20 protein-coding genes are annotated in these 24,706 nt (G+C 68.5%); 10 read left to right on the top strand and 10 right to left on the bottom strand.

What is annotated here, in order from left to right:
• The 4 genes from VGP60_RS31770 to VGP60_RS31755 form a co-directional block, all read right to left on the bottom strand.
• Positions 1-1,055, bottom strand: a 1,055-nt coding sequence (locus VGP60_RS31770) for an ABC transporter permease (protein WP_327551842.1), incomplete at its 3' end; no start/stop codon positions are given.
• Between the two features lie 20 nt (positions 1,056-1,075).
• Positions 1,076-1,849 (bottom strand): ATP-binding cassette domain-containing protein, encoded by a 774-nt coding sequence (locus VGP60_RS31765; RefSeq protein WP_327551841.1) that lies wholly within the window; start codon positions 1,847-1,849, stop codon positions 1,076-1,078.
• A 92-nt stretch (positions 1,850-1,941) separates the two neighbouring features.
• A complete protein-coding gene (locus tag VGP60_RS31760; RefSeq protein ID WP_327551840.1) occupies positions 1,942-3,069 on the bottom strand; it encodes a sugar ABC transporter substrate-binding protein in 1,128 nt (375 codons plus the stop codon).
• A 205-nt stretch (positions 3,070-3,274) separates the two neighbouring features.
• Positions 3,275-5,029 (bottom strand): DEAD/DEAH box helicase, encoded by a 1,755-nt coding sequence (locus VGP60_RS31755; protein ID WP_327551839.1) that lies wholly within the window; start codon positions 5,027-5,029, stop codon positions 3,275-3,277.
• 236 nt (positions 5,030-5,265) lie between these two features.
• Here VGP60_RS31755 and VGP60_RS31750 point away from each other — a divergent pair, with 236 nt between their 5' ends.
• Both VGP60_RS31750 and VGP60_RS31745 read left to right on the top strand, forming a co-directional pair.
• Positions 5,266-6,432 carry a YihY/virulence factor BrkB family protein gene (locus VGP60_RS31750; protein ID WP_414640435.1) on the top strand — a complete coding sequence of 389 codons (1,167 nt, stop codon included), beginning with the start codon at positions 5,266-5,268 and terminating at the stop codon, positions 6,430-6,432.
• 95 nt (positions 6,433-6,527) lie between these two features.
• A complete protein-coding gene (locus VGP60_RS31745) occupies positions 6,528-9,662 on the top strand; it encodes an efflux RND transporter permease subunit (protein WP_327551838.1) in 3,135 nt (1,044 codons plus the stop codon).
• An 84-nt stretch (positions 9,663-9,746) separates the two neighbouring features.
• On the opposite strand, the gene VGP60_RS31740 is transcribed toward VGP60_RS31745, so the two are convergent.
• On the bottom strand, positions 9,747-10,586 hold the full coding sequence (locus VGP60_RS31740) for a hypothetical protein (protein ID WP_327551837.1): 840 nt from the start codon (positions 10,584-10,586) through the stop codon (positions 9,747-9,749).
• Between the two features lie 94 nt (positions 10,587-10,680).
• Positions 10,681-10,923, bottom strand: coding sequence for a DUF3039 domain-containing protein (locus VGP60_RS31735; RefSeq protein ID WP_327551836.1), 243 nt, complete (start codon positions 10,921-10,923; stop codon positions 10,681-10,683).
• A 59-nt stretch (positions 10,924-10,982) separates the two neighbouring features.
• On the opposite strand from VGP60_RS31735, the gene VGP60_RS31730 reads away from it, so the two are divergent.
• From VGP60_RS31730 to VGP60_RS31720, 3 genes are all read left to right on the top strand, one after another.
• Positions 10,983-11,783, top strand: a complete 801-nt coding sequence (locus tag VGP60_RS31730) for a sporulation protein (protein WP_327551835.1) — start codon at positions 10,983-10,985, stop codon at positions 11,781-11,783.
• A gap of 187 nt (positions 11,784-11,970) precedes the next feature.
• Positions 11,971-12,885: a pseudouridine-5'-phosphate glycosidase gene (locus VGP60_RS31725; RefSeq protein WP_327551834.1), complete on the top strand. Its 915-nt coding sequence runs from the start codon at positions 11,971-11,973 to the stop codon at positions 12,883-12,885.
• Positions 12,882-13,748, top strand: a complete 867-nt coding sequence (locus tag VGP60_RS31720; protein WP_327551833.1) for a carbohydrate kinase family protein — start codon at positions 12,882-12,884, stop codon at positions 13,746-13,748. The genes VGP60_RS31725 and VGP60_RS31720 overlap by 4 nt, the downstream gene beginning before the upstream one ends.
• Positions 13,749-13,795: 47 nt before the next feature.
• On the opposite strand, the gene VGP60_RS31715 is transcribed toward VGP60_RS31720, so the two are convergent.
• The 3 genes from VGP60_RS31715 to VGP60_RS31705 are packed head-to-tail and all read right to left on the bottom strand — an operon-like array spanning position 13,796 to position 15,968.
• Entirely contained in the window at positions 13,796-14,146 is a 351-nt protein-coding gene (locus VGP60_RS31715; protein WP_327551832.1) for a DUF3099 domain-containing protein, read from the bottom strand.
• Positions 14,147-14,163: 17 nt separating this feature from the next.
• On the bottom strand, positions 14,164-15,438 hold the full coding sequence (locus tag VGP60_RS31710) for an amidohydrolase (protein ID WP_327551831.1): 1,275 nt from the start codon (positions 15,436-15,438) through the stop codon (positions 14,164-14,166).
• Between the two features lie 26 nt (positions 15,439-15,464).
• Positions 15,465-15,968, bottom strand: coding sequence for a hypothetical protein (locus VGP60_RS31705; protein ID WP_327551830.1), 504 nt, complete (start codon positions 15,966-15,968; stop codon positions 15,465-15,467).
• 59 nt (positions 15,969-16,027) lie between these two features.
• Between VGP60_RS31705 and VGP60_RS31700 the strand changes: the two genes are divergently transcribed.
• The 5 genes from VGP60_RS31700 (at position 16,028) to VGP60_RS31680 (ending at position 24,041) form a co-directional block, all read left to right on the top strand.
• The gene (locus VGP60_RS31700; protein WP_327551829.1) at positions 16,028-17,542 is read left to right on the top strand and encodes a DUF7059 domain-containing protein; all 1,515 of its coding nucleotides are present in this window, start codon (positions 16,028-16,030) and stop codon (positions 17,540-17,542) included.
• Positions 17,539-17,964 (top strand): D-aminoacyl-tRNA deacylase, encoded by a 426-nt coding sequence (gene dtd / locus VGP60_RS31695; protein WP_327551828.1) that lies wholly within the window; start codon positions 17,539-17,541, stop codon positions 17,962-17,964. Before VGP60_RS31700 ends, dtd begins: the two co-directional genes overlap by 4 nt.
• Positions 17,965-18,269: 305 nt before the next feature.
• A complete protein-coding gene (locus VGP60_RS31690; protein ID WP_327551827.1) occupies positions 18,270-19,301 on the top strand; it encodes a sigma-70 family RNA polymerase sigma factor in 1,032 nt (343 codons plus the stop codon).
• A gap of 514 nt (positions 19,302-19,815) precedes the next feature.
• On the top strand, positions 19,816-22,326 hold the full coding sequence (locus VGP60_RS31685) for a glycoside hydrolase family 97 catalytic domain-containing protein (protein WP_327551826.1): 2,511 nt from the start codon (positions 19,816-19,818) through the stop codon (positions 22,324-22,326).
• 59 nt (positions 22,327-22,385) lie between these two features.
• On the top strand, positions 22,386-24,041 hold the full coding sequence (locus VGP60_RS31680) for a fumarate hydratase (protein ID WP_327551825.1): 1,656 nt from the start codon (positions 22,386-22,388) through the stop codon (positions 24,039-24,041).
• A gap of 116 nt (positions 24,042-24,157) precedes the next feature.
• On the opposite strand, the gene VGP60_RS31675 is transcribed toward VGP60_RS31680, so the two are convergent.
• A partial coding sequence (locus tag VGP60_RS31675) for a hypothetical protein (protein ID WP_327551824.1) occupies positions 24,158-24,706 on the bottom strand: 549 nt, incomplete at its 5' end.

Here is a 24,706-nt window from a genome sequence, read left to right as displayed (position 1 = left end):
CGGCCGTACTGAGTGCGGTTGAGGACGTACGTGCCGAGCGTCAGCAGGGCGAGCACGATCGGGACGACGTAGGGCACACCGGAGAGGACGATGTTGCTGTTGGGCGCGCGGTTGACGGTCATCAGGTAGGTCGCGATCGCGCCGATCAGCGCCACCCCGCCGACCTTGAACAGCACGATCGGGGTCGGCTGGGTCACCAGGCCACGGCTGAGCCGGGAGAAGTGCCTGCCGAGTACCACCGCACCGAAACCACCGGCACCGATGACGAAGAGCAGCCAGCTGTTCAGCGTCGACAGGTTGCCGTTGGCGACGTCGTTGAGCACGGACGAGGTCCTGATGCCCAGCGTGCCGCCCTGGCCGATGAACTGCAGGATCACGCCCTGCCAGACCAGGAACAGGGCCAGGGTCACGACGAACGACGGCATCCCGATCTTGGAGACGAGGAACCCCGTCAGACAGCCGATCGCGGTGCCGACACAGACAGCGAGCACCATCTCGAGCCAGGCGTTGGCCGCCCCGCCGGAGAGCACGATCACGATGGCCACCGCGGAGAGCGCGGTCCCCACCCAGAGCCGGAGGTACGCCGAAAGCAGTACGGCCACCACGAGGATCACCAGGAAGGCGATGAACACGCCCGAGCCGAGGGAGCCGAGCAGGTTGCCGTTGCGCACGAAGTGCAGTGCCATCACGGCGCCGCAGACACCAGAGGCGGTACCGGCCGAAAGGTCGATCTCACCGAGCAGGAGCACGAACACGATGCCCATGGCGATGATGGTCTGGCCCGCGCCCTGGGAAAGGAGGTTCGCGATGTTGTACAGCGTGAAGAAGCTGTCCGACAGCGAAGCGAAGAGGATCACCAGTACGAGCAGGCCGAGCAGCGCGGGGAGCGAACCGAGCTGGCCCGCCTTCAACCGGGAGAAGTAGTCACCGACGGCTTCGCGGGTGGACATCGAGGTGGTGTCGATGCCGAAGTCCGCTATGGCCGCGGAAGCGATCCGGGCATCGGCCGCCTCTTTGGTCTCCCGAGGAGCGGCTGGAGCAGGTGTCTCAGTCATTACCGGTTCTTTCTCGTCACTCACAGCACAACCGCCTCTGGGCGGGCGAGACCGAGGTCTCCCGAACGGCCCGCGGTGATCAGTTCCACGACCTGGTTGTGCGTTACGTCCTTGGTGTGCACCTCGGTGACCAACCGGCCGAGGTAAAGCACGTCGATACGGTCGGCGACCTCGAAGACGTCGGCCATGTTGTGGCTGATCAGCACCACGCCGAGACCCTGCTCGGCCAGTCTGCGCACCAGGTCCAGCACCTGCCGGGTCTGCGCCACGCCGAGTGCGGCGGTCGGCTCGTCCAGCAGCACGACCTTGCTGTCCCACAGCACGGACTTCGCGATGGCGACGGTCTGCCGCTGGCCACCGGACAGCGAGGAAACGAGCGTCCGCACGGACTTCACGGTCCGCACGGAGAGCGAGGCGAGGGTTTCCCGTGCCGCCTTCTCCATGCTGGCTTCGTCCAGCAGCCATTTGCTGCCGCGTTCCCGGCCGAGGAACATGTTCTGCACGATGTCAAGGTTGTCGGCGAGCGCCAGGTCCTGGTAGACGACCTCGATGCCGAGGTCGGCAGCGTCCTTGGGCCCGCGGATGTGCGTCTGCTCGCCCTGGAAGGTCACCGTGCCCGAGTCCGACGGGTGGATCCCGGCGATGCACTTCACCAAGGTGGACTTGCCCGCACCGTTGTCACCGACCAGCGCCGTCACTTCACCGGCTCGCACGGAGAAGTCCACGTCGTGGAGGACGTGGACCGGTCCGAAGCTCTTGTTCAAGCCTTTGATTTCGAGAATGGGTTCGCTCATGAATAAAACGTCTCCTGGCTGGATACCGGGCTGGGATGCGTTGTCGGGGAACACATCCCAGCCCGGCGGTCATGGGTGGAACAGTGAAATCGTCAGGAGATGCCGAGCGAGGTGCAGACGGCGGCGACAGCACCGGTGCAGAACTCGGTCGCCTTGACGTAGCCCTCGGTCACCACGGTCTTGACATTGTCCTTGGTGATCAGCTGCGGCTGGAGAAGGATCGACTTGACGTCGCGGTTGCCCTTCGGGTCCTTGGAGACCGCGGTGGCGAGCGCGTCGGCCGCGGCCTTGTCACCCTTGGCCAGTGCGGAGGCCAGCTTGGCGGCGCCCTCGGCCTCCTGCTTGATCGGCTTGAACACGGTCATGTACTGGTCGCCGCTCAGGATCGCGGCCAGGCCGTCGGCCGTGGCGTCCTGACCGGTCACCGGCACCTTGCCGTTGAGGCCGTTCTTCTTGAGGACCGTGATGACCGCGCCCGCGAGACCGTCGTTGGCCGCGACGACGCCGCCGACCGTACCGCCGGCGCCGGTCAGGATCTGCTCGAAGGCCTGGCCGCCCGTCTGGTTGTCCCAATCGTCGATCGGCTGGCTGCGGATGAGCTTCAGGGTGCCCGCGGCGTACAGCGGCTTGAGGACGGTCTGCTGGCCGTTGTAGAACAGCGTCGCGTTGTTGTCCGTCGGCGCGCCTTCGATCTCGATGACGGTGGCGCCCGGCTTGTCCTTGAGCGCGGTCGCGAGACCCTGGCCCTGCAGTGCGCCGACCTTCTCGTTGTCGAACGAGACGTAGTAGTCCGAGCTGCCGCCGAGGTTGAGGCGGTCGTAGTCGATCGTCGGGATGCCGGCGGCCTTCGCCTTCGCGGCGACGGCGCCACCCACTTCACCGTTGATCGCGGCGATGATCAGGACCTTGACACCCTTGGCGATCATGCCGTCGGCCAGCGTCGAGAACTTCTGGACGTCACCCTGCGCGTTCTGGATGTCGACGCTGAATCCCTCGGCCGTGAGGGCCGTTTGGAGCATCGGCTTGTCGAAGCCTTCCCAGCGGGCGGAGGTCGCGGTCTCGGGCAGAATCACACCCACCGTGCCATTGGCACCGCTGGGCGCCGGAGCCGAAGCAGAGTCCCCTGTGCCCCCCGAAGGGGTGCTGTTGGCGCCACAGCCGGCCAGAATCATGCTGGCACTCGCTGCGACGGCGAGGAGGGTAAGGGTTTTGGTGCGCATCCTCGGTCCTTCCGGGTCCTGCCGGCGGGGCGGCGATCCCGGGGAGGATCGCGCTCCGTCGCGCATATGTTGTGGGCGACAACATATGACGGACAGGCGTCGCGCGCCAGGGGGCTGGACCGATTAAGACACTTCAGATGGACACGGTTTGGCAACATGGTGTTCTCATGGGATGCAACCGGCCGAACGACTGACGTTCAGGGTCCTACCAGGAACGGAGAGTGACGATTCGCTCTTCCAGTTGCTCCACGGTGGCCATCGCCGTCGGCGGTCCGCCGCACTGCTTGCGTAGGTCGTTGTGGATCGCCCCATGGGGCTTTCGCGTCCGGTGATGGTACATCCCCACCAAAGCGTTGAGTTCTTTGCGCAAAGCCCCCAAACGCTGCGACACCGTCTGCGGCTTCACGACCGGAGCGGCTTCGTCGGCCTTCGGCTTGCGGCGGTCGGCGTCGGAGAGCTGTTCCTTCTGGCGCTTGCGCAGCAGCGCGCGGACCTGCTCCGGCTCGAGCAGCCCCGGCAGGCCGAGGTACTCCTGCTCTTCGTCACTGCCGGAGAACACCGCGGTGCCGAACGAGTTGCCGTCGTAGATCACCTGGTCGAGCTCGGCGGAGGCACCGAGCGAGGTGAACGCCTTCTCCTCTTCGCCAGGCTCGTCCTCGGTGCGGTTGGCCGCGGCGAGCAGTTCGTCGTCCCAGCCGTCCTTCTCGCGATGAGGCTTGCCGAGCACGTGGTCGCGCTGCTGTTCCAGCTCACTGGCGAGTTCGAGCAGCACGGGCACGCTCGGGACGAAGACGCTCGCCGTCTCGCCCTTCTTGCGCGAACGCACGAACCGGCCGATCGCCTGGGCGAAGAACAGCGGGGTGGACGCGCTCGTGGCGTAGACCCCGACGGCGAGCCGCGGGACGTCGACGCCTTCGGACACCATCCGCACCGCGACCATCCAGCGGTCGGTCGACGCGGCGAACTCGGCGATCCGGCCCGAGGCCCCGGGGTCGTCGGACAGGACGACCGTCGGCTCCTCGTCGGTCCAGGACAGCCGGTGCAGGATCTTGGCGTACGCGCGGGCGGACTCCTGGTCCGACGCGATGACCAGGCCACCCGCGTCGGGGATGCCGCCGGCGCGCATCTGGTTCAGCCGCGTGTCCGCGGCCTGCAGGACGGCCGGGATCCACTCGCCGCTCGGGTCCAGCGCGGTGCGCCAGGCGCGGGCGTTCTGCTCCGCCGTCAGCGGCTCGCCGAGGCGGGCGGTGAACTCCTCGCCCGCGCTGGTGCGCCACGACGCCTCCCCCGAGTAGGCGAGGAAGACGACCGGCCGGACGACGCCGTCGGCCAGCGCGTCAGCGTACCCGTAGGAATGGTCCGCCTTGCTGCGGAGCAGGCCTTCCGCATCGGGTTCGTAGGTAATGAACGGGATCTGCGAGTCGTCGCTCCGGAACGGGGTCCCGGTCAGCGCGAGGCGGCGGACCGCGGGGTGGAAGGCCTCGCGGACGGCGTCACCCCAGGACTTCGCGTCGCCACCGTGGTGGATCTCGTCGAGGATGACCAGCGTCTTGCGGTTCTCCGTGCGCACGCGGTGCAGCGTCGGATGGGCCGCGACCTGGGCATAGGTCACCGCGACACCCTGGAAGTCCGAGGACGTCGCGCCGGTGCCGTTGCGGAAGTTCGGATCGATCGCGATCCCGGCGAAGGCGGCGGCCTCGGCCCACTGGTGCTTCAGGTGCTCGGTCGGGGTGACGATCGTGATCGACTCGATCGTGCGGTCCGAGAGCAGTTCGGCGGCGATGCGCAGACCGAAGACGGTCTTGCCCGCGCCCGGCGTCGCGACCGCCAGGAAGTCCTTCGGTTTCTGCGTCAGGTACCGCGTCAGCGCGCGGCGCTGCCAGGCACGCAGTGGCCTGGCGGTGGCATCCTTCTCCGCCGGCGGCGCGCCGAGCACCTGGTGTTGGGCCGTTTCCGACAAGGAAGGTCCAACTCCTCTCGCGGGTCTTGACCCGGCATCGACATGCGTGTTGACGTGCGAAAGCCCTCACTGATCTGCCCCTGCGGCTTAGCCGGGACGGGTGAGGGCGGCTAAGCCCAGTCTACCTTCCGCTCCGCCGCGGCGCGGGCACCGGCACGGGTGATTCACGACCGATCTCCCCCTTACACGCGGGGCGCCGCGCCAAATTCACGCGAATGCACCATGCTTGCGCTGGGATGAGTGAGCAGATGGCCGACGCGCCGGAGGACGGCGCCGAACGGGTACCCGCGCGAAGGGTGGCCCGTAAAGGCCCGCTGCGCTTGATCCGCCGCACGTTCGCCAAGGCGTGGGAAGGCAACATCTTCTCCGAAGCGGCCGAGGCCGCGTTCTGGCAGACGCTCTCTCTGCCGCCGCTCTTGCTGGGCCTGCTCGGTGCCCTCGGCTTCTTCGGCGACTGGTTCGGCCCGTCGGTGGTCGACGCCGTGCATACCCAGATCATCACCTTCAGCCAGACGATCTTCAGCCCGAACGCGGTCGAGCAGATCATCGAGCCGACCGTCAACAGCATCCTGACCGTCGGCAAGGGCGAGATCGTCTCGGTCGGCTTCGTCATCTCGCTGTGGGCCGGCTCGTCGGCGATGTCGTCGTTCGTGGACGCGATCACCGTGGCGCACGCCCAGTACGGCGTGCGCAACGAGGTGTGGCAGCGGATCTTCGCGCTGCTGCTCTACATGGCCGGTCTGGTGATACTGGTGATCGGCCTGCCGCTGGTGGCGATCGGGCCGGACCTGCTGCCGGAGTTCTTCCCCGACAGCTGGCGCCCGACGGTCAGCTACTGGGTCGGCACGCTGTACTACCCGATCCTGGCCGTGGTGATCACCCTCGCGCTGGCGACGCTGTACAAGCTGGCGTTGCCAAGGAAGCTGCCGTGGCACCGCGGGCTGCCCGGCTCGGTGCTCGCCATGGTGATCTTCCTGCTCTCCAGCGTCGGCCTGCGGATCTACCTGAGCTGGATCACCAAGACCGGCTACACCTACGGCGCGCTGGCCGCGCCGATCGCCTTCCTGCTGCTGATGTTCTTCATCGGGCTCGCGGTGGTCGGCGGCGCGTACTTCAACAGCGCGATCCAGGAGCTGTGGCCGGCGAAGATGACCCGGCGGCAGCGCCGCAAATGGCGGCGCCTCGAGATGGAACGCGCCAACGAACGGTTGCGCTCGGAAGAGGGCAAGAAGCTCTGGGACCGCCACACCGTCCCGCTGCTGCGGCCCCGCAAGACCGAGCCTGAAACCGTCGCCGGCACCGAGGTCAGTGCGAACGGTGAGAACGGTGAGGCACCGGTCGATCACGAACCGTCGGAGTCCACCCAGTCTCCACCCCCGCCCGGCGCGGGAAGTCATCCTTAAGTCGTACCCCACGTCCACCCGCGGGTTAATCCGCCCGTTAGCCCAATCGTGGAAACTGTCCCCATCACATTCTTTGCCGAGGGGGAAACCACATCATGTCCGTGCTGGCCAAGATCAGCCTGAGAAATCGAAGTCTCATCGGTCTGCTCGCGATCCTGTTGATCGGGTTCGGGGTGCTGACGCTGCCGAAGATCAAGCAGCAGCTGTTCCCGTCGCTGCAGCTCCCGACGGCCGTGGTCGTGACGCCGTATGCCGGCGCGTCGCCCGACGTCGTCGACAAGCAGGTCAGCGAGCCGATCCAGGCCAGTCTCCAGGGGCTCAGCGGGGTCGAGAAAATCACCTCGACGTCGTCGGAGGGCTCGTCGTCGGTCGCCGTGCAGTTCGCCTTCGGCACCGACATCGACGCGTCGGTGACCAAGATCCAGCAGGCCGTCAACGGGCTCGCCGGCCGGCTGCCCGCCAACAGCAGGCCCAGCGTCCTTTCCGGGCGCACTGACGACATCCCGGTCGTGCAGCTCGCCGTCGGCACCACCGGTGACAAGCAGCAGCTGGCGACGCGGCTGACCAACGACGTCGTGCCCGAGCTCCGCAAGATCGACGGTGTGCGCGAGGCGACGGTCAACGGCGCGCCCAAGCCCACGGTCACCATCACGCTGGACTACGCGAAGGTGGCCGCGGCCGGGATCGACCCGTCCGGGCTGGCGCAGACCCTGCAGACGGCCGGGGTCTCCGTGCCCGCCGGTGTCGTCACCGAGGCCGATCGCACGCTGACCGTGCAGGTCGGCGGCTCGCAGACGTCCGTGCAGGGCCTGCGGGACCTCTATCTGACACCCGCCGCCGCGCGCGGCGGCGGCGGTGCGCCCGTCAAGCTTTCGGACATCGCGACGGTCGAGCCGGGCCAGGCCGCGGCCACCGAGATCACCCGCACCAACGGAAAGCCCAGCCTCGGCGTGTCGGTCACGATGGTCGACAACGCGAGCGCGGTCGCCATCTCGAAGGCAGTGCAGGACCTGCTGCCGGCGTTGAGCACGAAGATCGGCGCGGAGATCACCACGGTGTCCGACCAGGGCCCGGCCATCCAGGACGCCATCAGCGGGCTCACCACCGAAGGCCTGCTGGGACTGCTGTTCGCGGTCATCGTGATCCTGCTGTTCCTGCTTTCGGTGCGGTCGACGCTGGTCACCGCGGTGTCCATCCCGCTGTCGGTGGTGGTCGCGCTGATCGCGCTGTGGACCGGCGACCTGTCGCTGAACCTGCTCACCCTCGGCGCGCTCACCATCGCGGTCGGCCGGGTGGTGGACGACTCGATCGTGGTGCTGGAGAACATCAAACGACATCTCGCGTACGGCGAGGAGAAACAGCACGCCGTGCTCACCGGCGTCCGTGAGGTGGCCGGCGCGGTGACGTCGTCCACGCTGACGACCGTCGCGGTGTTCCTGCCGATCGCGTTCGTCGGCGGTCTCGCGGGCGAGCTGTTCACGCCGTTCTCGGTGACCGTGACCGTGGCGCTGCTCGCGTCGCTGCTGGTGTCGCTCACCGTGGTGCCGGTGCTCGCCTTCTGGTTCCTGAAGCAGCCGAAGTCGGCCAACGCGGCCGAAGCCGCGGCAGCGCTGGAACTCGCGGTGGAGAAGGAACGCAAGAGCTGGATCCAGCGCGCCTACGTGCCGGTGATCCGGTTCGCGACCAAGCGGCGGCTGACCGTCGTGCTCGCGGCGATCGTCATCTTCGCCGGGACCGGCTTCCTCGCGGGCCAGCTGAAGACGGACTTCATCGGCAGCGGCGGCAGCAACACGCTCAGCCTGTCGCAGGAGCTGCCGGCCGGAACCAGCGTCGCCGCCAAGGAAAAAGCCGTCGGCGAGGTCGAGCGCGCGCTCGCCGCGTCCCCGGAAGTCGTTACCTACCAAGCACAGGTGGGCAGCAACGCGGCCGCGGCGGCGTTCGGCTTCGGTGGCGGCACGGCCACGAGTGTCACGGTGACGGTCAAGAAGGACACCGACATCCAGGCGCTGCAGGACAAACTGAAGAACCAGCTGTCCGGGATCCCCGGCATCGGCGTGCTGAAGTTCGGCGCCGACTCGCAGGGCTTCTCCACCGACAAGGTCGAAGTACTCGTGACCTCGCCGACCGAGGAAGCGCTGATGCCCGCCGCGCAGCAGGTGCAGAACTCGCTGTCGGGCGTGGCCGGGCTGACCGAGATCACGAACGACTCGGCGAAAGGCTCACCGCGCGTCCAGGTCGAGGTGGACCCGCGGGCCGCCGCGGCCCGCGGGCTCAGCGTCACGACCATCGGGCAGATCGCCAACCAGGCGATCGGCGGCAGCACCGTCACCCAGCTGCCGGTGGACGGCGTGCGGACCGACATCGTGCTGCGCACCGGAACGGCACCGACTTCGGTGGCTTCGATCAGCGCGCTGCCGCTGCCGGCGGCGACCGGGATCGTCCGGCTCGACCAGGTCGCCAAGGTGTCCACTGTGGACGGGCCGACCGCGGTCAAGCGGACCGGGAGCGACCTGAGCACCACCGTCAGCGCGAAGAGCACCGGCGGGGACCTGGCCAAGACGACCGCGGAGATCAAGGCACAGCTGGAAAAGCTCCAGCTGACCGGCGGCGCGAGCTACTCGATCGGCGGGGTCAGCCAGGAACAGAGCAAGGCCTTCGGGAACCTGTTCCTCGCGCTGCTCGCCGCCATCGCGATCGTGTTCCTGATCATGGTCGCGACCTTCCGCAGCCTGGTGCAGCCACTGATCCTGCTGGTGTCGATCCCGTTCGCGGCGACCGGCGCGATCGGCCTGCTCCTGGCGACCGGGACCGCGCTCGGCCTGCCGGCGCTGATCGGGATGCTGATGCTCGTCGGGATCGTGGTGACCAACGCGATCGTGCTGATCGACCTGGTCAACCAGTACCGCGCCGACGGCATGAGCGTCCAGGACGCGGTGGTGGAAGGCGGCAGGCGGCGGCTCCGGCCGATCCTGATGACCGCGGCGGCGACGATCTTCGCGCTGGTCCCGATGGCGCTCGGCGTCACCGGCCAGGGCGGGTTCATCGGGCAGCCGCTGGCGATCGTGGTGATCGGCGGGCTGGTGAGCTCCACGCTGCTGACCCTGGTGCTGGTGCCGACGCTCTACACGATGGTGGAGGGCCGTAAGGAACGCCGCAGGGCGAAGCGGGCCCTGCGCGAGCGTCCGGCCGAGGTCACGGAGACGCGCGAACCCGCGGACGTCACGGGGTAACCGACGTCCGTCACCAAGGCGGTGGGCATGGACGGGGGTCCGTGCCCACCGCTTCCCGGCGCGCACCTCGCGATCCGCCGTGGGTCAGTTTTCGCGTAGGCGCCAGGTCTTGCTGTCGAAGGCGGCGCAGATGCTCGGCGAGACGACCACGACCCGCAGGGTGGCGTCGCGCTCGTCGAAGTCGATGCCTTCGGCCTCGAAGCTGCCGCCGCAGGCGCTCTGCAGGGGTAACTGGCCCAGCGACGTGACGTGCCCGGTGACGTCGCCGCCGTTGAGCTTGCCTGCCAGGTCTACCTGGAGCAGTGGCTTGGTGACGCCGAACAGCGCGCCCTCCGGGTCGTCGGACGAGCACAGGAGACGCGTTTCACTGGCGAAGTCGCACCCCTGGACGTCGCGGACCGGGTGGTCGAGGCGGATCGCCGAGGCGTACGGGAGGTTCCGTGACGGGTCGGTGAACGCGACACCGGGCATCGGATGGACCAACAGCCTGTCCATGGTCCCGTATTCGCCCGCGACCAGCCAACGGCCGTCCGGCGAGCCGGCGGCGAACGAGTTGTTGTTGGCTTCCCAGGATTCCAGCGCGTGGGTGTAGCCGGCCCATGAGCCGTCGGGCGCCTGGACGCGGAAGAGCTTCGCTCCCCTGTCGTCACGCTGGTACGGCTCGACGTAGTAACCGAGCGCCGATCCGGGGTCACCGACGTGGTTCCAGCCCCGCGAGGACAGGTCCGCCGGGACCGTGCCGATGCCGGTGTAGCGGATGGTCGTGGTACCGCCGCGGACGACGGTGGCCAGGCCCTGACTTTCGTCGAGCGGCCTGGCCACGTCCGATCCGATCGGCGTCCACGTTCCCGCCGCTTGCGCCACTGAAGGCGACAGGGCGGCGATCATCGCCACGAACGCGAGCAGGACCGAGGTTCTACGCATGGAAGCTCCAAGCCGGTGGGTTTCGCTGGCGTTGTAGTGCTTACCAGTGATCCACGGGATTGGTCACCACCATGTGAATGATTTTCACACGGGCTTACTCGCCGGGGCGAAGACCTTCGTAGATCTTCTTGCAGTCCGGGCAGACCGGCGAACCGGGCTTCGCGGACTTCGTCACCGGGAAGACCTCGCCGCAGAGTGCCACGACGTGCGTGCCCATGACCGCGCTCTCGGCGATCTTGGCCTTGCGCACGTAGTGGAACATCTTGGGAGAGTCGTCGTCAGTGGCGTCGGTACCCTCGGGCCGGGTGTCGAGTTCCGGCAAAGTTTGTGTACTCACGCCCTACATAATGCCTCAAATGCCGGTGGACGCCGCAGGGAGCTGGCAGGATCTCCCGCATGTTCCAGAAGGTGCTCGCGAGCTTCGGCTCCGGCGGCGCGCGGATCGACGCCCGCCTGGTGGATCGTTCGGTGACCCCGGGGCGCCCGCTGCGCGGTGAGGTTCTCCTGCTCGGCGGCGAAGTCGATCAGGAGATCAACGCCCTGTCGGTCACGCTGCTCGCCCGCGTGGACGTCCCCGGCACGGACAAGACCGAAGACCTCTCGTTCGGCAGCCAGCAGCTCGTCGGGAGTGAAACCATCCGGCCGGGCCAGGAGGTCCGCATCCCGTTCGAGATGCCGCTGCCCTGGGAAACGCCCGTTTCGAGTGTGTTCGGCAAGCCGCTGGCCGGGATCGCGGTCGGCCTGCAGACCAATCTCGACCTGTCCGCCACGGTCACCGACCCACAGGACGTCGACAGCGCCGCGATCGAACCGCTGCCCGCGCAGAAGCGGATCCTCGACGCCTTCGCCCGGATCGGGTTCACCTTCACCGGCGCCGCGCTGGAGCGGGGCCGTATCAACGGCGCGCTCCAGCAGCTGCCGTTCTTCCAGGAGATCCGCTTCGCCCCTTCGCCACGCTTCGCGCCGGTGTTCACCTCGGTGGCGGTCACCTTCCTGTCGTCTCCGGCGGAGACGCAGGTCGTGCTTGAGGTGACCAAGCGCGTCCGGGTCAGCAAGACCGGCGGCTTCGGCGGGCGCGGGCAGGAGTTCCTCGGCCTGTTCAAGCTGGACCACGCCGCCATCGAGCGGGTGAAGTGGGAGCCGCAGATCGAGGGCTGGCTACATGAGATGGCCAAACCCCGAGGCATCTTCGACTGACACCGCCCAACCACCAACCCAGCCGTGCCCCCAGGACCCAAGCACGGCTAACGGTGACCACCACCAGCCGCAACCTCCCGACCCAGCACCCCTCGTGAGTGCGTAACAGTGTTCTAACACTCGTAGCCACTCACGACCCCTGACCCGCCTTCGCGGGGTGCCGGACGATCAATGAAGATGTCCCCTCGTGACTACGCAATCCCCGATCACCCTCGCCGAAGAAGTCGCCGAAGCGCTGCGGAACGGCCAACCCGTCGTGGCGCTGGAAAGCACGATCCTCTCGCACGGCCTGCCCCCGGGCCGCAACCTCGAGGTGGCCCATCGCCTCGAAAAGGTCGTGCGGGACGCGGGTGCGATCCCGGCCACGATCGCCGTGCTGGACGGACGGCCCGTCGTCGGCCTCTCCTCCGCCGAACTGGAGCGCGTCTGCGCACCGGGCGCCGACCTGGACAAGCTGTCCCTGCGTGACCTCGGCCCCGCGATCGGCCTCGGCCGGTCCGGCGCCACCACGGTGGCCAGCACCGCTTCGCTGGCTTCGGCGGCCGGGATCGGCGTGTTCGCCACCGGCGGTCTCGGCGGGGTGCACCTCAACGCGTCGGCCACCTGGGACGTCTCGGCTGACCTCGGTGTGCTGGCCAGGGTGTCGACGCTCGTGGTGTGTTCCGGGGTGAAGTCCGTGCTCGACATCGCGGCCACCCTCGAGGTGCTGGAGACGAACTCCGTGCCCGTGCTCGGTTACCGCACCAGCCACTTCCCCGCGTTCTACCTCCGATCCTCCGGGCTGCCGGTGCCCTGGCGCGTCGACGATCCAAAGCAGGCGGCGGCCGTCGTCGCGGCGCACCGGCTGCAGGCGAGTTCCGGCGTGCTGCTGGCGAACCCGATCCCCAAAGAGTCCGAAATGGACAGGGAGCTGCACGACCGGCTCCTCGCTGACGGCCTGGAGTTGTTGCGCACCAAGGACATCCACGGCTCTGACGTCACGCCCGCGCTGCTGGAGCACTTCCACACCGCGAGCGGCGGCGTGAGCCTGGACGCCAACGAAGCGCTGGTGCTGTCCAACGCGAAGCTCGCGGCCGAGGTCGCCGTGGAGCTCGCGGTATGAGCATTGTCGTCGTAGGTGACGCCGGGCTCGACGTCGTCGCGCAGCACGCCGGGCCGATCGTCCACGGCGGCGACGTCCGGGCGAAGGTACGGTTCACCGGCGGCGGCGCGGGCGCGAACACCGCGCTGTGGCTGGCTTCCCTCGGTGTCGAGCCCACGCTGATCGCGCGGGTCGGCGACGACTCGGGCGGGCGGCTCATCCGCACCGAACTCGAAGCGGCCGGGGTGCGCTGCGCGCTGGCGCTGGACCCCGAGGCGGCGACGTTCTGTGTCGTCGTGCTCGTGGACACCGATGGCCAGCGCAGCATGCTCGCCGACCGCGGCGCCAACGCGCGCTTCTCCCCTGACGACGTCGATCCCGCGGTGCTCGTGGGCGCGAAGCACCTGCACCTGTCGGGTTACGTCCTGCTCGACCCGTCGTCGCGGCCCGCCGGTCTCGCCGCGCTGGCCGCGGCGAAAGCGGCCGGACTGACGACGTCGGTCGACCCGCAAGCGGCCGCGCACATCCACGATCCGGCGGCGTTCCTGGCCGACGTCCGCGGCGTGGACCTGCTCCTGCCCAACACCGAGGAACTGGTGGCACTGACCGGATCCGCGGATCCGCTGGCGGCGAAGGAACTCCTCGAGATCGTCGGCGCCGTGGTCGTCACCGCCGGGACGGGCGGCGCGAGCTGGGTCGACACCGACGGCGTCACGACCGTGCCCGCCGAAGTCGTGGAATGCGTCGACAGCACCGGCGCGGGAGACGCCTTCAACGCGGGCGTCCTGTCGTCCTGGCTCGCCGGTGGGTCCACTGTGGACGCTCTGCGCGCCGGTGTCCGGCTGGGCAGCCTCGCCGTGGGCAAGGTCGGCCCCCAGCCCTGACCACCAGCCCCTCCCGGGGAAAGTGTCGACACTTTCTCCCGGGTGGGCTAGCCGTCGATGACGCGGTGGTTGTCGTTCTCGATCAGCGTGGGCTCGCGCTCATAGCGGTTGACCTCTTCGGCCTTCCGCGGCGGCCGGTCGTTGGCGATGAGCACCGCCATCCACGGCAGCGGCACGGAGATCGCCACGAAGGCGAGCGCGAGCCACCAGGTGTCGTGGAAGATCCCGGCCAGGATCAGGCACGGGATCCGGATCCCCATCATCAGCATGTACTTGCGCTTGCGCGCGGCGAGTTGCTCTTCGTACGACGGTTCGGCTGCGGTGATCAGCACCGGAGCCACATCCTGCGGTTCCGGGTCATTGGCGGGCGTATGCACGACACCACCTCCGTTCACCATGCTCTCACTTCCCGGGCTCATGCGACGGCTGGGGCGGAGAGTTTCCGCAGCGCACCGACGACAAGCGTCTCGACGCCGGTCCGCAGCGTGGGGTGGATCACCGGGGCGAACAGCGGCGAATGGTTGGACGGGATGTCCTGTTCGAACCGGCCGGCGGCGATGGCCGTCAGCACGGTCTGCGCGTCGACTCCGCCGACCAGCCAGAACACCGAGGGCACACCGGCGGACTTGCCGAACTCGCTGAAGTCCTCGCTGCCGGTGACCAGCGGCGCTTCCATCGTGCGGTCCGCGCCGAAGTGCTCGCCGAACGCCTCGGTCAGCTCGGCCGACACGGCGTCGTCGTTGGACGTGACGCCGAAGCTGCCGATGCGGGCGATCTCCGGCGGCTTCGGCGAGCCGGCTGTGGCTGCTTCGCCCTGCACGATCCGTTCGACCGCGGCGAGCACCTTCGTCCGCACCTGCTCGTCGAAGGTGCGGACGTTGACCTCCAGCGTCGCGTGGTCGGCGATGACGTTGTTCACCGTGCCCACGTGCACTGTCGACACCGTGACGACGGCGGACTCGGTGGCGGAGATCTCGCGGGACACGATCGTCTGCAGCCGCAGGATGACGTGCGCGGCGAGCACCGCGGGGTCCACCGTGGTCTCGGGGCGCGAGCTGTGGCCGCCGCGGCCGTGGAGCACGATCCGCAGCACGTCGGTCGCGGCCATGATGACGCCGGGCCTGGTCAGCACCCAGCCCGCCGGGCCGGGGACGAGATGCTGGCCGAGCACGACGTCGGGCGCGCCGGCGTGGCCGAACACGCCGTCGCGGAGCATGCCGAGCGCGCCGTCGCCGACCTCTTCGGCGGGCTGGAACACCGCGAGCAGGGTTCCCGACCACTCGGCACGTCCCCGCGCGAGGAGGTCCGCCGCGCCGGAAAGCCAGGTGGCGTGCATGTCGTGCCCGCACGCGTGCATCACCGGGACTTCGTTGCCTCCGGCGTCGACGCCCTTCGCGGTGCTCGCGTACTCGAGCCCGGTCTTCTCCTCGACGGGCAGCGCGTCGATGTCCGCGCGCAGCATCACCGTCGGGCCGGGACCGTTGCGAAGCACGCCGAGGACGCCGGTGCGCCCGATGCCGGTGTGCACCTCGTAACCGCTCGCTTCGAGCCGGCGCGCGAGTTCACCCGCGGTCCTCGTCTCGGCGAAGGCCAGCTCGGGATGGCGGTGCAGATCCACGTACAGGGCTTCGAGATCGGGCAGTTCGGCTTCGAGAGGAGCGAGCACACGGCTCCGATGGTCGGCGGTCACCTCTTCATCTGATCACAGCGGCCCGGTCACAGGTCCTCGGCGTCCATCCCGAGGTCCCGCCGCATTTCGGCGCGCAGGGCGCGGTATTCGCGCTGACTGGTCTCCCACAGAGTGGGGTCCTCCTGGCGAAACTCGTCCCCGAGCAGCAACCTCGACAAGGTCAGCCGGGGCAGGATCGCCCCGCTCAACATGACCCTGATCCGTTCCGGGGCCTGGAGATTGACCACGCCGAGGTTGTTGCGCAGCGTCGAGGTGAGCTGGCGGAGGTCCGCGCTGAGATGCTCGTCCAGTACACCGGCCGCCCGCTTGGCTTCGAACTGCACGGTGTCGAGCGCTTCGATCGCGCCGATGACCTGGGCGTACCCGGCCGCGCGTTCCTCGTGGCTGCGGTTCTCCCGCTCGCGCACGAGTTCGCGGCGCCACCGCCGTTCCTCGCGCCGCCCGACGATCAGCTGCGCGGAGATGACCCCGGCGAAACCCAGTACACCGACCATTATCGGCACCCACAGCGGTACTTGACCCGAAGACATCGGGTCAACATAGCGAGCGGCCCCGGGCGCGTTCCGGCGTCGTGGCAGCATTACCCACCGTGAGCACCGATCTTCCCGAATTCTCCGCCGACATCTGCGCCCGCCTGCGGGAGGCGCTGTCGCGCACCGGATACAGCCCCGACGGCGTGCTGGACACCCTCGGTGGCGCCGCGAACGCCGCGCTCGGCCGGGGCGAACCCGAACTGGCGGACAGGGCCAGCCGTGACGCGGGCGAGCTCGGCACGCTGATCCGCCTGTTCCTGCTGGGCGAGGCCGAGCCGCGTGACGCGGTCGCCGCCGCCTTGAAGCCGCTGTCGATCGACGACGCGCTGGCCGCCGGCCTGCTCAAGGGAGGTGACTCTGTTCAAGGACACGGTGAACGCCTGCGCGCCGGGCTGGATCTGCGCCCGCACGGCGACGACGAAGGCACTTGGTGGGTTCTGTCCGATCTCGACGCCGAACTGCTCGGGCACCCCGTCGGCGAGGACCACGTCCTCGGTGTGGGCCACGCGTCGCTGAACCTGATCCGGGCGACCACCCGGCGCAAGGTGGGCTCCCTGCTGGATCTGGGGACCGGCAACGGCGTCCAGGCGCTGCACGCGACCCGGCACGCGGACCGCGTCACCGCGACGGATCTCTCGAAGCGAGCGCTCGCGCTGGCCGCGGCCACCTTCCGGCTCAACGAGCTCGACGTCGAGCTGCTCCAGGGCGAGTGGTTCGCGCCGGTCGCGCGCCGGCGTTTCGACCAGATCGTGTGCAACCCGCCGTTCGTCGTCGGGCCGCCGCGCGTCGACTACACCTACCGCGACTCCGGGCTGGCCGGGGACGACGCGAGCGCGCTCGTGGTGCGGCAGCTGCCGGGCTTCCTCAACGACGGCGGCGTCGGCCAGCTGCTCGCGTCCTGGCTGCACGTCGACGGCGAGGACTGGGCGGACAGGGTCGCCCGCTGGCTGCCCGCGGCGACCGACGCGTGGTTCGTGCAGCGTGACATCGCCGACCCCGGCCTCTACGTCGGCACGTGGCTGCGCGACGCCGGGATCGACCCGCGTTCGCCGGAGGGCCGCGTGAAGTCGGCAGCCTGGTTGGACTGGTTCGACGAGAACAAGGTCGACGGCGTCGGTTTCGGGTTCGTGACGCTGCGCCGCGCGGGCGGCAAGACGCCGACTGTCGTGTGTGAAGACCTCCGCCAGGCCTACGACGACCCGTTGGGCGCGGAGGCGGGCGGCTGGCTCGACAGGGTCAGCTGGTTGCGGGACAACGGCAGTTCGTTGCTCGATGTCCGGTTCCAGGTGCCGCCGACGGTGTTGCTGGAGAGCGTCGGCGAGCCGGGCGACGAGGGCTGGCGGACCACCATCCGCCGCCTGCACCGCACCGACGGTCCCGGCTGGCAGCACGAGGTCGACGAGCTCGCCTCGCGTTTGCTGGCGGGCTGCCAAGGCGCGTTGCCCCTGGAGGACCTGATCGAACTGCTCGCGGCCGCACAGGGCGTGTCCGCGGAAGAGCTCACGGCGGCGGCGCTGCCCGTGGTGCGGGAGCTGGTCCGGCACGGGATGCTCGTGCCGGCGGAGCGATGAGGGCGGTCGCGGCCAGGGTCACCGAAGCGAGCGTGACCGTCGGCGACGAGGTCGTCGGCGCGCTGACCGAGCCCGGCTTACTGGTACTGCTGGGAATCCACGTGGACGACGACCTCGCGAAGTGCTCGACAATGGCGCGGAAACTGCACGAACTCCGCATCCTTCCCGGGGAAGAGTCATGCGCCACGGTGAACGCGCCACTACTCGTGGTGAGCCAGTTCACTCTTTACGGAGATACGCGCAAAGGACGCCGTCCGTCGTGGAACTCCGCGGCCCGGCCGGAGGTCGCTGAGCCGCTCGTCACAGCCGTCGTGGCCGCGTTACGGGACAGGGGCGCAACTGTGGAGACGGGACGCTTCGGCGCGATGATGGCCGTACGCAGCGTGAATGACGGGCCGTTCACTCTTTTGGTGGAGGTCTGACTTTATTCCCCGAGCCACGCTGAAAGTTTTTCAGTTCGTGGCCGACTTTCTCAGCACGGTGTTTCTCTCAGGGAAAACTCAGCTTCACTGGAGCAACCATTCCCCGGTCAGGGCCGTCTTTTCTTATGTGAGACGCCGGGAACGAAATCGCAAACCCCGGCGTTGAACCAGATATCCAGCCAGCAAGCTGGACCCGCCTCACCGAGTTCCACAGGCTCGGCGGAGCGGGGGCCAAGTGATCAGGCATGACGCGCCACACGGTGTTCATCCAACAGCGCAGTCAAGCCCGTGACCGGGGAGGAACAATGTCAGTACAGACTCTCGAACGCGAGGCCCGGGGAATTCGGCAGCGCACCATTCCTTCGCAGTCTACAGAAGATTCCGACGGACCGGTTCTGCTGGGAGACGCTGACCTCGACGCGCAAAGCCCCGCCGCCGACCTGGTGCGGGTCTACCTCAACGGGATCGGCAAGACAGCGCTGCTCACCGCCGCCGACGAGGTCGAGCTGGCCAAGCGCATCGAAGCCGGGGTTTTCGCCCAGCATGTGCTGGACACCGCCGAGAAGCTGACGCCGAAGCGTCGCTCCGAGATGTCCGCACTCGTCCGTGACGGGCACGTCGCCAAGAACCACCTGCTCGAGGCCAACCTGCGCCTCGTGGTGTCGCTGGCGAAGCGCTACACGGGCCGGGGCATGCCACTGCTCGACCTGATCCAGGAGGGGAACCTGGGTCTGATCCGCGCGGTGGAGAAGTTCGACTACTCCAAGGGGTTCAAGTTCTCGACCTACGCCACCTGGTGGATCCGCCAGGCCATCACCAGGGGGATGGCCGACCAGGGACGCACCATCCGGCTCCCGGTGCACCTGGTGGAGCAGGTCAACAAGCTGGCCAGGATCAAGCGTGACCTGCACCAGCAGCTCGGCCGCGAGGCCACGCACGACGAGCTGGCCGCGGAGTCCGGCATCCCGGCGGAGAAGATCTCCAACCTGCTCGACCACGCGCGTGACCCGGTAAGCCTGGACATGCCGGTCGGTACCGAGGAAGACGCCCCACTGGGCGACTTCATCGAGGACTCCGAGGCGACCGACGCCGAAAGCGCGGTCATCTCCGGGCTCCTGCAGGACGACCTCCGTCGTGTCCTGTCGACGCTGGACGACCGCGAGCAGCACGTCATCCGGCTGCGCTACGGCCTGGACGACGGCCAGCCGCGCACGCTCGACCAGATCGGCAAGCACTTCGGGCTGTCCCGCGAGCGCGTCCGCCAGATCGAGCGCGAGGTCATGTCGAAGCTCCGCCAGGGAGAGCGTGCGGAACGGCTCCGCGCGTACGCCAGTTAACAGTTGCTCACGGTAAGGAACACCCGTTCGGCAGCGTTGACTTATGACCTGGCGCACGAGACGGTCGAGGGTGACTGAAAAGCGGTTCTCGAGCGCAAGCCAGGCATGAGCTTCGCGGTCGGGTGTTCGCACCTGGACCGCTTTCCCCGGAAGGTCGGGTCCGTCGGGGTGGACCCGGCCTTCCGACCACTTGGCGCTTTCGCACTGAAGGGACCTCTCGCACGAGAGGTCCCTTCAGTGCGTTCACGATGCGACGATCGAACAAGACTGAACATGGACAAGCCTGGTCGAGCAGGCGTTTCTGTCCTGTTTTGGCCTTGATCGGCACAAAACCATCAGCAAGCATCAGAAGGCAACTCAAAACCCCACCGCCGTGGTCGCCGCCTGGGAGTAGCCGATGCGTCAGTGCCGACGTCCGAATGCCCGCCGAACGCTTGCCCTGACGCTGACAGCGGGCTTGGCCCTGTCACTGTCACCAGCCGTCGCCAGTGCTGCGCCACACTCAGGGACTTACGTGATCCCCAGCCGGTCTTCACAGGTCGGTGCCGCGCTGAGCGTCGATCCGGCCGGCGCGGTCTCACTGTCGGTCACCGGCAAGGGCGGGCAGCAGCTCACCACCAGCGCGCTTGGCCTCAAAACCACTGACGGTGACCTCACCCGTGGCCTTCGGCTCACGTCCACGAAGAACCGCCAGGTGAACGAGCACTACCGCATGACCACCGGCAAACGCCTCGACCGCTCGGTGCGGATGTCCGAATCCCGCTTCTCCTTCACCGGCGACGGCAACGCCCGCCTGGACATCGTGGTCCGGCTGGCCCCGGACGGTGTCGCGTACCGCTACGAACTCCCCGGCAGCGCCACGGTGACCGGCGAGGCGTCGTCGTTCACCGTGCCCGCCAACGCTCCCGCGTGGCTCCTCCCCTACAACGCCCAGTACGAGAACCAGCGCGTCCAGACCACGGCGAACTCCGCGGCCACCGGCGAGTTCGGCTACCCGTCGCTGTTCCAGGCGGGGCAGGACTTCGTGCTCCTCAGCGAGTCCAATGTGGACGGCCGCTACTCCGGAAGCCGCCTGCGGCACACGACCGGCTCGAACACGTACGCCGTCCAACTCGCCGACAGCCAGGTCCGGTCCACCGGCACCACGCCGTGGCGCACGGTCATCGCCGGGGATCTCGCCACGGTCACCGAATCGACCCTCGTCGACGATCTCGCCGACCCCGCCGAGTTCACCGACACCTCCTGGATCCACCCCGGCAAGGTCGCCTGGTCGTGGCTGAGCGAGAACTCCAGCCCGCGCGACTTCGAGCGCCAGAAGGACTACGTCGACTTCGCCGCCGCCAACGGCTGGCCGTACGTGCTCGTCGACGAGGGCTGGAGCACGCAGTGGGTGCCCGAGCTCACCCGTTACGCCCGCGCGAAGGGCGTCGACATCCTTTTGTGGTTCCACTGGACTGCCTTGGACACCAAGGAAAAGCGCCAAACCGTGCTGCCGCTCGTGAAGAGCTGGGGCGTCAAGGGCGTCAAGATCGACTTCATGGAATCCGACAGCCAGGCGCGATTCCAGTGGTACGACGAAACCCTCGCCGACACTGCCGCGCTGAAGCTGATGGTCAACTTCCACGGCGCCACCATCCCGCACGGCCTCGCCCGGACCTGGCCGCACATCATGACGATGGAAGCCGTCCGTGGCACCGAAAACCAGCCACCGCCGGCCGGGAACCCCATCCAGACCTTCACCCGCGACGTCGTCGGCTCGATGGACTTCACGCCCGTGGCCTTGGACGTCGGCATCAAGCAGGCCTCGATCGCGCATGAAGTCGCGCTGTCGGTGGCTTTCGAGTCGGGCTGGCAGCATTTCGCCGACAAGCCCGAGGCCTACGAAAGCCACCCGGAGGCGCTCAAGTTCCTCAACCAGGTCCCGACCGTCTGGGACCAGACCGAGTTGCTGGGCGGCTCCCCCGGTCAGGACGCCGTGCTCGCCCGCCGCAGTGGCGACCGCTGGTTCGTCGGCGCGATCGCCGCGGGTGAAGCGAAAACCCTGACCGCGTCACTGAGCGCGCTCGGCGGCGGGCAGTGGCTGGCCGACGTCGTCCACGACGCGCCCGGCGCCGAGCGGACGGACGTCGTGCACGAGACGTCGAAGCTGCGCTCGTTATCCGTCGCGGTGCCGAAGAACGGCGGGTTCGCGGCGGTCCTGTGCCCGGCGCGACCGGGGCGGACCAGCTGCTACGAGCCGATCGTCGGAGTTCCCGAGACCACGCTCACGCTGAACCCGGCCGGTCCGCTGGACCTGCGGCGTGGCGCGACCTTCACGGTGTCGGCCGAGTTCACCGTGGTCTCGCCGCGGACGGTCCGCGACGTCGAACTCGCGCCGAAGGCCCCCGCGGGCTGGACCGTGACCGGCGCGCCGGTGAAGGCCCGCAGCCTCGGCCAGGGCGGGAAACTCGCCGGGACATGGACCTTCAAGGTCTCCGATACCGCGTTCGGCACCACGGAAGTGCCGCTGGCCACGGAATTCAGCGACGGGACGCGGCGGGTGCACGTCGAAAAGGCCGTGCGGGTCACGGTGCCCCTGAGCGGGACGCCGTACGTCAGCGATCTGCCTTTCGACGGCGAGAGCAACGGCTACGGGCCGGTGGAGCGTGACCGGTCCAACAACGACCTCGCCGGCGGCGACGGCAACCCGCTGACGATCGGCGGAACCGTCTACGCCAAGGGAATCGGCACCCACGCGCCCAGCGACGTCACCCTCTCCCTCGGCGGCGGCTGCACTTCGTTCGACGCGCTGGTCGGTCTGGACGACGAAACCACGTCGGACGGCTCGGTGTCCTTCCAGGTCCTCGCCGACGGTCAGGTGCGCTACGACAGCGGCGTGCTGCGCGGCAAGAACCCCGCGATACCAGCGAAAGCCGACGTCACCGGGGCACGGACGCTGGTCCTGCGGGTCACCGACGGCGGCGACGGCAAGAACTTCGATCACGCCGACTGGGCCGACGCCCGGCTGACCTGCGCGGCTGCTTAGCGGGTACGGTCGGTGCACGCGCTGTGCCTTCTACAAATGCGTGCAAAGGAGCCCGCGCTGTGTCTAACACGTTCCGCCATACCGAGGTCCTGCCCGTCGGCAAGGACACCCACACCGAGTACCGGCTGGTCAGCTCCGAAGGCGTGCGCGTCGTCGAAGCGGCCGGGCGCAGGTTCCTGGAAGTGGAGCCCGAAGCGCTGACCTTGTTGGCGCGCACGGCGATCTCCGATATCCAGCACCTGTTGCGTACGTCACATCTCGCGCAGCTGCGGGCGATCGTGGACGACCCGGAGGCCAGCGGCAACGACCGGTTCGTCGCCATGGACCTGCTCCGCAACGCCGCGATCGCGGCCGGCGGGGTGCTCCCGATGTGCCAGGACACCGGCACGGCCATCGTCGTCGGCAAGCGCAGCGAAGGCGTGCTGACCGGTGGCGACGACGAGCGCGCGCTGTCGCAGGGCATCTTCGACGCCTACCAGCAGCTGAACCTGCGGTACTCGCAGATGGCGCCGGTGAACTTCTGGGACGAGCGCAACACCGGGACGAACCTCCCGGCGCAGATCGAGCTCTATCACAAGGATGGCGAAGGCGATCCGAGCTACGAGTTCCTCTTCATGGCCAAGGGCGGCGGCTCGGCGAACAAGACTTTCCTTTACCAGGAAACGAAAGCCGTCCTGAACCCGAAGCGGCTCGCGCGGTTCCTCGACGAGAAGCTGCGCAACCTCGGCACCGCGGCCTGCCCGCCGTACCACCTCGCGATCGTCGTCGGCGGCACGTCGGCCGAGTACAACCTGAAGGTCGCGAAGCTCGCCTCGGCGCGGTATCTCGACGACCTGCCGCAGGAGGGATCCGAGCTGGGCCACGGTTTCCGTGACGTGGACCTCGAGCAGCAGGTGCTCGAGATGACCCGGCAGTTCGGCATCGGCGCGCAGTTCGGCGGCAAGTACTTCTGCCACGACGTGCGCGTGATCCGCCTGCCGCGGCACGGCGCGTCCTGCCCGGTCGGCATCGCGGTGTCGTGCTCGGCGGACAGGCAGGCGAAGGCGAAGATCACCGCCGACGGCGTGTTCATCGAGCAGCTGGAAGATAACCCAGCCCAATTCCTGCCGGACGTCACCGAAGACGAGCTGACCGACGAGGTCGTGACCGTCGACCTCGGCAGGCCGATGGCGGAGATCCGCGCGCAGCTCTCGTCGTTGCCGATGAAAACGCGGCTGTCGCTGACGGGCACGCTCGTCGTCGCGAGGGACATCGCGCACGCGAAGATCGCCGAGCGGCTCGACGCGGGCGAGGAAATGCCGCAGTACCTGAAGGACCACCCGGTGTACTACGCCGGCCCGGCGAAGACGCCCGAGGGCTACGCGTCGGGTTCGTTCGGCCCGACCACGGCCGGGCGGATGGACTCCTACGTCGAGCAGTTCCAGGCGGCGGGCGGCTCCATGGTCATGCTGGCCAAGGGAAACCGGTCGAAGAAGGTCACCGAGTCCTGCAAAACGCACGGCGGCTTCTACCTGGGTTCGATCGGCGGCCCGGCCGCGCGGCTGGCGCAGGACTGCATCAAGAAGGTCGACGTCCTCGAGTACGCCGAGCTCGGCATGGAAGCCGTCTGGAAGATCGAGGTCGAGGACTTCCCCGCGTTCATCGTCATCGACGACAAGGGCAACGACTTCTTCGCCAGCACCGGCGATCCGGTGCTGCAGATCAGCTTCCGCTGACGCACGACGCGAAGCCCCTCCGGCCGTCCACAGTGGCCAGAGGGGCTTCGTCGCGTGATCAGGGCGGGGAAGGGAGCACCAGCCCGCCGCCAGTGCTCCCCTCCGTCCCTGCTCCCTCAGCCGACGCGCTCGATCCGCGCGCGCCGGATGAGGAACTTTCCGGGTTCCCGAACCTGTTCGAAGGCCTCGTTGTTGAGCAGCGTGCAGCTGCCCGACACCGAGGTCACCGCCACCGTGGTGGACTTCGAGTTGTCGAGGTTCGTCACCTTCAGCTTGGTCCCCGCGGGGAACTGGTTGCTCGACGCCGCCGGCGCACCGGCCTCGCCCGAGAGCGTCACGGTCGAGCCGGGGCAGACCACGTCACCCGTCGCCGCCGCGTCGCCCGCGCCGGCCTGGTCACCGGCGGCCGCACCGTTCTGGTTCTGCTGCTGCGCAGGCGCCTGCTGGGCCGGGGCCTGCTGCGCCGGAGCCTGCTGCGCGGGCGCCTGAGCCGGGGCCTGCGCCGCCTGGCCGTTGTTCGCGACGACGTTCGCCGTGCACTCCGCGACCACACGCCGCTGCTGGATCAGGTCCACCACCGCCTGGCGGTTGGCGATCCTCGCGGCCGACTGCGCGTCCGGGTTCGCCTGCTGGCCCGCGATGAAGTTCAGGTTGTTCTGCAGGGC

The sequence above is a fragment of the Amycolatopsis sp. genome (assembly GCF_036008905.1).
In the GTDB taxonomy this organism is placed as follows: Bacteria; Actinomycetota; Actinomycetes; order Mycobacteriales; family Pseudonocardiaceae; genus Amycolatopsis.
Note: the sequence above shows the minus strand (reverse complement) of the source record. Positions and strands in the feature narration are given on the sequence as shown.

What these genes read in the sequence shown, in the direction of transcription:
- VGP60_RS31765 (WP_327551841.1), bottom strand. Translation starts at nt 1,849, where the DNA reads ATGAGCGAACCCATTCTCGAAATCAAAGGCTTGAACAAGAGCTTCGGA.
- VGP60_RS31760 (WP_327551840.1), bottom strand. Translation starts at nt 3,069, where the DNA reads ATGCGCACCAAAACCCTTACCCTCCTCGCCGTCGCAGCGAGTGCCAGC.
- VGP60_RS31750 (WP_414640435.1), top strand. Translation starts at nt 5,266, where the DNA reads ATGAGTGAGCAGATGGCCGACGCGCCGGAGGACGGCGCCGAACGGGTA.
- VGP60_RS31745 (WP_327551838.1), top strand. Translation starts at nt 6,528, where the DNA reads ATGTCCGTGCTGGCCAAGATCAGCCTGAGAAATCGAAGTCTCATCGGT.
- VGP60_RS31740 (WP_327551837.1), bottom strand. Translation starts at nt 10,586, where the DNA reads ATGCGTAGAACCTCGGTCCTGCTCGCGTTCGTGGCGATGATCGCCGCC.
- VGP60_RS31730 (WP_327551835.1), top strand. Translation starts at nt 10,983, where the DNA reads ATGTTCCAGAAGGTGCTCGCGAGCTTCGGCTCCGGCGGCGCGCGGATC.
- VGP60_RS31720 (WP_327551833.1), top strand. Translation starts at nt 12,882, where the DNA reads ATGAGCATTGTCGTCGTAGGTGACGCCGGGCTCGACGTCGTCGCGCAG.
- VGP60_RS31715 (WP_327551832.1), bottom strand. Translation starts at nt 14,146, where the DNA reads ATGGTGAACGGAGGTGGTGTCGTGCATACGCCCGCCAATGACCCGGAA.
- VGP60_RS31705 (WP_327551830.1), bottom strand. Translation starts at nt 15,968, where the DNA reads ATGTCTTCGGGTCAAGTACCGCTGTGGGTGCCGATAATGGTCGGTGTA.
- dtd (WP_327551828.1), top strand. Translation starts at nt 17,539, where the DNA reads ATGAGGGCGGTCGCGGCCAGGGTCACCGAAGCGAGCGTGACCGTCGGC.
- VGP60_RS31690 (WP_327551827.1), top strand. Translation starts at nt 18,270, where the DNA reads ATGTCAGTACAGACTCTCGAACGCGAGGCCCGGGGAATTCGGCAGCGC.